At 70.4% G+C, this 5,274-nt stretch carries 5 protein-coding genes; 4 read left to right on the forward strand and 1 reads right to left on the reverse strand.

The features are described from left to right. From R6V09_RS45145 to R6V09_RS45160, 4 genes are all read left to right on the forward strand, one after another. Nucleotides 1-310, forward strand: a 310-nt coding sequence (locus R6V09_RS45145) for an alpha-hydroxy-acid oxidizing protein (protein ID WP_317887288.1), incomplete at its 5' end; no start/stop codon positions are given. 174 nt (nt 311-484) lie between these two features. After that, nucleotides 485-1,834, forward strand: a complete 1,350-nt coding sequence (locus R6V09_RS45150; protein WP_317887289.1) for a transaminase — start codon at nt 485-487, stop codon at nt 1,832-1,834. 24 nt (nt 1,835-1,858) lie between these two features. Continuing rightward, nucleotides 1,859-2,299, forward strand: coding sequence for an Lrp/AsnC family transcriptional regulator (locus R6V09_RS45155; RefSeq protein WP_317887292.1), 441 nt, complete (start codon nt 1,859-1,861; stop codon nt 2,297-2,299). Nucleotides 2,300-2,393: 94 nt separating this feature from the next. After that, nucleotides 2,394-4,640 (forward strand): MMPL family transporter, encoded by a 2,247-nt coding sequence (locus R6V09_RS45160; RefSeq protein WP_317887290.1) that lies wholly within the window; start codon nt 2,394-2,396, stop codon nt 4,638-4,640. 3 nt (nt 4,641-4,643) lie between these two features. Here R6V09_RS45160 and R6V09_RS45165 read toward each other — a convergent pair. Then, nucleotides 4,644-5,274, reverse strand: a 631-nt coding sequence (locus R6V09_RS45165) for a PP2C family protein-serine/threonine phosphatase (RefSeq protein ID WP_317887291.1), incomplete at its 5' end; no start/stop codon positions are given.

Below are 5,274 nucleotides of genomic sequence, written 5' to 3' on the forward strand. Positions count from 1 at the left end.
GGCGCTGCCGGAGGTGGTCGACGCGGTCGCCGGTACGGGCGCCGAGGTGTACGTGGACGGCGGACTGCGGCGCGGCACCCACGTCTTCGCCGCGCTCGCCCTGGGAGCCCGCGCCGTGTTCGTCGGTCGCCCGACCCTGTGGGCGCTGTCCCTGGCCGGTGCCGCGGGCGTGACCCGCATGATCGGGGACCTGACGGCGGAACTCGTCGAGACGATGCGTCTGATGGGGGTACCGCAACTCCCGGCGATCGGGCGGGACTTGCTCCACCTCCCGACGGCCTTCAGCAGCGCGTCGATGCGGTCGCTGTAGCCCCCGGACGGGGTCGAGCGCCGCGTCCTCCTTGCCGGTGAAGCGTCTGCTGAAGGCGCGCCACGCGAATGAATCGATCGTTGCGACAGCCGATTCAGTGGTTATGCCTTGCTCATGCTGCACTTTCAGTCGTATCGTCCGGACATTCCATTGCCGACATCACCGGGGTATTCCATGGACCGCGTTCGCCTCCAGGACCTGCTCGCCCGGGAGAGCGCCGAGGCCGAGCGGCGCAACCCGCGCTCGAAGGCCGCCTACGCCCGTGCCGAGCACCTCTTCGGGCGGGTGCCGATGACCTGGATGAACAAGACCGCCGGAGCCTTCCCCCGCTACCTCGACACCGCCCGGGGCGCCCGCGTCACCGACATCGACGGCCACGAGTACATCGACTTCAGCCTCGGCGACACCGGAGCCATGGCCGGCCACTCGCCCGCCGTGGTCGCGGAGGCGGTCCAGCGCCGGTTCGCCGAACAGGGCGGCGCCACGGCGATGCTGCCCACCGAGGACGCCGAGTGGGTCGGCGCCGAACTCACCCGCCGCTTCGGGCTCGCCCGCTGGAGCTTCTCGCTCACCGCTACCGACGCCAACCGCTGGGCGATCCGGCTCGCCCGGGCCGTCACCGACCGCCCCAAGATCCTGGTGAACAGCTACAGCTACCACGGCAGCGTCGACGAGTCCCTCATCGTCGTCGGACCGGACGGCCGGGGTGCGGCCCGCCCCGGAAACGTCGGCGCCCCCTGCGACGTCACACTCACCAGCCGCGTCGCCGAGTTCAACGATCCCGCCCAGCTGGAACGGGAGTTGGCGCACGGTGACGTCGCCGCCGTCCTCATGGAGCCCGCGCTCACCAACATCGGCATCGTGCTGCCCGAGCCCGGCTACCTGGCCGCCGTACGCGAACTCACCGTGCGCTACGGCACGTTGCTCATCATCGACGAGACCCACACCTTCTCCGCAGGACCGGGCGGCTGCACCGCCGCCTGGGACCTCGAACCCGACCTGCTCACCATCGGCAAGGCGATCGGCGGCGGCATCCCGGCCGGTGCCTACGGCCTCTCCGCCGAACTCGCCGACCGGCTGCTCGGCCGCGCCGACCTGGACCTGGTCGACATGGGCGGGGTCGGCGGCACCCTCGCCGGCAACGCGCTCTCCGTCGCCGCGATGCGCGCCACGCTCGAACACGTCCTGACCGACGAGGCGTTCGCCCGCATGGCGAAGCTGTCGGAGCGCTTCGCCGCAGGCGTGCAGGACGGCATCGACGCCCACGCGCTGCCCTGGACGGTGAGCCGCCTCGGCGCCCGCAGCGAATACCGCTTCGCTTCCCCGGCCCCGCGCACCGGCACCGAGTCCGAGGCCGCCGGGGACCCGGAGTTGGAGGACTTCCTGCACCTCTACCTCGCCAACCGGGGCATTCTGCTCACCCCGTTCCACAGCATGGCGCTGATGTGCCCCGACACCACCGAGCAGGACGTCGACACCCACACCCGGGTCTTCGCCGACGCGCTCGCCGAACTGGCGCGCTGACAAAGGGAGTTGGAGAACAAGCACGTGGACGACATCGACCGGGCCATCCTGCGCGAACTGCAGACCGACGGACGTATCGCCTACGCCGATCTCGGACCGAAGGTCGGTCTGTCGGCGTCGGCCGCCCGGCAGCGGCTCCAACGCCTGTTGGATTCCAAGGCTGTTCAGGTCGTCGGGGTGACCGACCCGATGGCCATGGGCGGCCAGGCCATGGCCATGCTCGGCATCGAGGTGGACGGCGACCCGCGTACGGTCGCCGACGAACTCGCCCTGCGCGACGAGGTGGTGTACTCCGTGCTCACCTCCGGCGGCTTCGACCTGTTCGCCGAGGTGGTCACGCCCGGACCGCGTGACCTGCTGGACTTCGTGAACGACGTGGTGCGGCCGGTCGAAGGGGTCCGGAGTGTCCAGTCGTTCCCGTACTTCGGCATCCACACCCACCGGTTCCTGTGGGACGTGGGATGACCGCCGCCTGAGCACGGGCCCGAGATGCCGGAGTGATCCCGCGGGCGTCTAATGGGAGTGTCGGGAATGTCCCCTGGCGGAAAAGGCCGAGGTCATGACGCCCACGGATTCCAGTGCAGGGGGCAGCGGGACCACAGCCAAGGGGATGCTGCGGCGGCTGGGGGAGTGGTGCGCCCGGCACTTCGTGATCGTCATCGTCGCCTGGCTGGTCGCGCTGGCCGCGCTCCAGGTCCTCAACAGGTCCTTCGGAGGCGACTATTCGGACGACTTCTCGCTGTCCGGCGTCCAGTCCCAGCACGGTCTGCAGGTACTGAAGGAACACGACCCGGCGGCCGGGGGCTACAGCAGCCAGATCGTCCTGCACGACAAGGACAAGGCACTGACCTCCCTGGACTCGCAGATGTCCGAGACGGTCGGCGACCTGCAGAAGCTTCCGCACGTCCTGTCGGTGCAGAACCCGCTGCCACAGCCCGGAACACAGCCGCCGACATCCTCCGGTCAGAACGTGGGGCCCCTGTCGTCCGACGCGAAGACCGGCTACATCACCATCCGCTTCGACGTCCAGCCGTCCACCCTCAGTGACGGCTACCTCCACGGCGTCGACAACTCCGTGAAGCCGTTGCGCGCCGCCGGAGCCCAGGTCGAGTACGGCGGACCGCTCGGCGAACTCGCCCGGCCCGCCGCCGACGACCGGGTCAGCGAACTCATCGGGTTCGCCGTGGCGATCGTCGTCCTCCTGATCGGCTTCGGCAGTGTGATCGCCGCCGCGATGCCCCTGGTGACCGCGCTGGTCGGCGTGATCGGCGGACTCGCCTGCCTCGGACTGCTGGCGGCTGCCTTCACCTTCGCGACGGTGTCACCCACCCTGGCGACGATGATCGGACTCGGTGTCGGCATCGACTACGCCCTGTTCCTGATCACCCGGCACCGGCAGAACCTCATGAACGGCAGCGATCCCGTGCGCGCCGCCGGACAGGCCACCGCCACCAGCGGCCGGGCCGTCCTCGTCTCGGGCTGCACCGTGATCATCGCGCTGGCCGGACTGTTCGTGTCCGGTGTGCCCTTCATCGGCAAACTCGGGCTCGCCGCCGCCGTCACGGTCGTGTCGGCGGTCATCGGCGCGCTCACCCTCGTGCCCGCCCTGCTCGGGCTGATCGGCAAACGCATCGACCGCTACCGGGTGCGCCGCCCGGTCGCCGAGACCGACGCCGAACCGGGCACCGAACCCACGGGCACCTGGCACCGCTACGCGCAGCGCGTGGAACACCGGCCGTGGACCTTCCTCGCGGCGGGAGTGGCCGCCGTGGTCGTCCTCGCGATCCCGGTCTTCTCGATCCAGCTCGGGCACATCGGCGACGGCGCCGACCCCACCTCGTTCACCGACCGGCGCGCCTACGACCTGATGACCGACGCCTTCGGGCCCGGCTCCAACGGCCCGCTCACCATCGTCATCGACCAGACGTCCGTCCCGTCCTCCCAGCGCCAGGACCTCACCACCCAGGCGCAGAAGACGCTCGACGGGGTGCAGGGCGTCGCCAAGGTCACCTCTCTGACGACCACCAAGGACGGGGACGTCCTGGTCGGCACCGTCTACTCCAAGCAGTCCCCGCAGAGCGCCTCCACCACCGACCTCACCAACCGGCTGGTCCACGACACCCTCCCGGACGCGGTCTCCGGCACCTCCGCCAAGGGCTACGTCACCGGCACCACGGCGGCGCAGGTCGACTTCCGCGACATCGTGTCGAGCCGGCTGCCCCTGATCATCGGCGTGGTCGTCGCCCTGGCCTTCCTGATCATCCTCGCCGTGTTCCGCGGCCTCCTCGTCGCCCTCAAGGCCGCCGTCCTCAATGTGCTCTCGATCGCCGCCTCCTACGGCGTCGTCGTCGCCGTCTTCCAGTGGGGCTGGGGCGGCCCGTCGTTGGGTGTCTCCGGCAAGGTCCCCATCGAGAGCTACGTCCCGATGATGATGTTCGCGATCATCTTCGGCCTGAGCATGGACTACGAGATCTTCCTGCTCTCCCGCGTCCACGAGGCCTGGCTGCGCACGGGCGACGCCGAGGCGTCCGTCGCCCACGCCCTGGAGATCACCGCCCGTGTCATCACCTGCGCCGCACTGATCATGGTCAGCGTCTTCGCGGCCTTCGTCCTCAGCGACAACATCGTGGTCAAGATGCTCGGCCTCGGCCTGGCCGTCAGCGTGCTGATCGACGCCACGGTCGTACGCCTGCTGATGGTGCCCGCGGTCATGACCCTGCTGGGCCGGCACGCCTGGTGGACACCGCGGTTCCTGGACCGGATCCTGCCGCACATCGACGCGGAGGGGGAGCAGGAGGCGCGGTGACCCTCAGCCGTCGGGGGTCAGGACGAGCATGGTCACGTCGTCCCGGATCTCCTCCGAGTACCGCAGCACATCGGCCCACACCCGCTCCGCCAGGTCGGCCGGGTCGCCGTCCGCGAGCGTGGCCAGCCGGCCGGTGAACGGATAGAAGACACCGGAGGCGTCCCGTGCCTCCCACACCCCGTCGGACGCCAGGAACAGCCGGTCCCCGGGCAGCAGCGGCACGGTGACGGCACCGAGCGGGCCCGAGTCGGCCAGACCGAGACCGAGCGGCGTCCACGGCACGATGTCGATCTCCGTGACCCTCCCCTCGCGCAGCACCACCGGAGCCGGATGCCCGCAGGCCACGATCCGTACCGCCCGCGCGTCCGCCGAGAACTCCAGCAGTACGGCCGTGGCGAACAACTCCGCGTGCGGCGACCGCGCGGAGTCCACCACGAGCCTGCGGTCGAGCCGCGCCGCCACCGACTCCAACTCCGGCCGGTCGAGCACAGCTTCCCGGAACGCCCCCAGCAGCGACGCCACCGTCGCCACGGCCGACAGCCCGTGCCCCTGCACATCGCCCATCACCGCCCGCACCCCGAACGGCCCGTCCCGCACGTCGAAGAAGTCACCCCCGACCAGCGTCCCGCGCTGC

This window comes from Streptomyces sp. W16 (assembly GCF_033194735.1).
GTDB lineage: Bacteria > Actinomycetota > Actinomycetes > Streptomycetales > Streptomycetaceae > Streptomyces.

Bases quoted from the DNA above. Each gene is read 5' to 3' on its own strand.
- R6V09_RS45150 (WP_317887289.1), top strand. From the start codon at position 485: ATGGACCGCGTTCGCCTCCAGGACCTGCTCGCCCGGGAGAGCGCCGAG.
- R6V09_RS45160 (WP_317887290.1), top strand. From the start codon at position 2,394: ATGACGCCCACGGATTCCAGTGCAGGGGGCAGCGGGACCACAGCCAAG.